This is a genomic window from Agromyces binzhouensis, assembly GCF_004135055.1.
GTDB lineage: Bacteria > Actinomycetota > Actinomycetes > Actinomycetales > Microbacteriaceae > Agromyces > Agromyces binzhouensis.
In genome coordinates this window covers 1-2,147 of the sequence record NZ_SDPL01000478.1, presented here as the reverse complement: position 1 = coordinate 2,147, position 2,147 = coordinate 1, and the positions used below count along the sequence as shown (strand labels likewise).

The 2,147-nt window shown below is 74.0% G+C and carries 3 protein-coding genes; all 3 read right to left on the bottom strand.

What is annotated here, in order from left to right:
- On the bottom strand, nucleotides 1-413 hold a 413-nt coding region (locus ESO86_RS15875), incomplete at its 3' end, for a GHMP family kinase ATP-binding protein (protein WP_479722790.1).
- A 92-nt stretch (nucleotides 414-505) separates the two neighbouring features.
- Nucleotides 506-1,405 (bottom strand): 16S rRNA (adenine(1518)-N(6)/adenine(1519)-N(6))-dimethyltransferase RsmA, encoded by a 900-nt coding sequence (gene rsmA / locus ESO86_RS15870; protein ID WP_129235826.1) that lies wholly within the window; start codon nucleotides 1,403-1,405, stop codon nucleotides 506-508.
- 67 nt (nucleotides 1,406-1,472) lie between these two features.
- Nucleotides 1,473-2,147: TatD family hydrolase (locus tag ESO86_RS15865; RefSeq protein ID WP_165308037.1), on the bottom strand; the 675-nt coding region annotated here is incomplete at its 5' end.

The window sequence follows — 2,147 nt, the reverse complement described above, 5'->3', positions numbered from 1 at the left end:
AGCGCGTGCAGCTCCTCCTTCGGCAGCGCCGTGCCCCAGAGCGCGTCGCACGCGACGAGCGTGCCCGCGGCATCCGCCGACCCGCCGCCCATGCCGCCCGCGATCGGGACGTGCTTGTCGATCTCGAGGCGCACCCCTCCGGGCACGCCGGCGTGGCGGGCGAGCAGCTTCGCGGCGCGGAGCGCGAGGTTCGAGGCATCCGTCGGCAGGCCGGAGGTGTCGACCGATCCGCCGAACGCGACCGAGAACTCGTCGTCGGGCCACGCGCGGATGTCCTCGTAGAGCGACACGGCCTGGTACGCGGTCGCGACGTCGTGGTAGCCGTCGTCGTCGAGGGCTCCGACCCGCATGAAGAGGTTGATCTTCCCGGGGGCTCGGACGTGCACTGCCGCGTCGGTCGCCGGGAACACCATGGCACCACGCTAGCCGACGCGGGCGGGCCGATCGCGCAGCGCCGAGGGCCACTTCGGGGGCCGAAGACCGGCACCGCACCCGGTGTGCGAGGTCAGGCGACGGATGCCGCGGCCCGCGCGATCCGCAGGAAGTCCTCGACGGTCAGCTGCTCGCCGCGCGCCTGGGGGTCGACGCCCGCGCGCTCGAGCACGGCGCTCGCCGTGGCGGCGGACCCACCGAGCACGCCCGACAGCGACTGGCGGAGCATCTTGCGCCGCTGCTGGAACGCGGCGTCGACGATCGCGAACACGACCCGCCGCTCCGCCTCCGTGCCGGGCGGATCGCCGGGGGCCTCGCCGCGCTCGAATCCGACGAGCACGGAGTCGACGTTCGGCACCGGCCAGAACACCATGCGCGACACCTGGCCGGCCGTGCGCCAGTCGCCGTACCAGCTCGCCTTGACGCTCGGGCCGCCGTAGACCTTCGAGCCGGGCTCGGCGGCGAGCCGGTGGCCGACCTCGGCCTGCACCATGACGATGCCCGAGGTGAGCGACGGGAAGTGCTCGAGCAGGTGCAGCAGCACCGGAACCGAGACGTTGTACGGGAGGTTCGCGACGAGCCGCGTCGGTTCGCCCGGCAGGTCGGTCACGCGCAAGGCGTCCTCGCGGACGACCGTGAGCGACGTGCCCGGCTGCATGACGCTGACCGTGTGCGGGAGCTGGGCCGCGAGGCGCGCGTCGATCTCGACCGCGATCACCCGGGCTCCGGCTTCGAGGAGCCCGAGCGTGAGCGACCCGAGCCCGGGACCGATCTCGAGCACGGTCTCGCCGCGCTGCACGCCGGCGGTCTGCACGATGCGGCGGACCGTGTTGGCGTCGTGCACGAAGTTCTGGCCGAGCTTCTTCGTCGGCGTGACGTCGAGCAGTTCGGCGAGGTCGCGGATCTCGGCCGGTCCGAGCAGGCGCGGCGTGACGACGCCGCCGCCGTCGGCCTCATGTCGATGCGCGTTCACGCCCTGCTCCCCCGCACCCTCACGATGCTCCGGCAGCCGGCGACGCCCGCGCGCGCGGCACGCCGCGTCACGCGGAACCCGCCTCGAGCCCGTCGGCCCACGAGCCGTACGCGCGCTCGGTGTTCGCGGCGACCTGGGCGCACAGCTCGTCGAGGTCGGCACCGAGCGTGTCGGCCATGAACCGCATGGTGTGCGGCACGAGGTACGGCGCGTTCGGCCGCCCGCGCAACGGCACCGGGGTGAGGTACGGTGCGTCGGTCTCGACGAGGATCCGGTCGCGCGGCACGGCCCGCAGGGCGTCGCGCAGGTTCTCGGCGTTCTTGAAGGTCACGTTGCCGGCGAACGAGCAGTACCAGCCGGCGTCGCCCGCGAGCCGGGCGAGCTCCCGGCCGCCCGAGAAGCAGTGGAAGATCGTCGTGTCGGGGGCGCCGGCCCGGCGCAGCGTCGCCACCACCTCGTCGTGCGCGTCGCGGTCGTGGATCTGCAGCGCGATGCCGTGGCGCTTGGCGATCTCGATGTGCGCCTCGAACGAGCGGAACTGCGCCTCGCGGCCGTCGTCGCCGGTGCGGTAGAAGTCGAGGCCGGTCTCGCCGACGGCCCGCACGCGCGCCTGCGCGGCGAGTTCGTCGATCACCGCGATCGCCGCATCCAGTTCGCCGCGGGCGGCGAGCTCGGGCGCCTCGTTCGGGTGCAGGGCGACCGCGGCCAGCAGTCGCGGCTCGCGGGCCGCGATCTCGGCGGA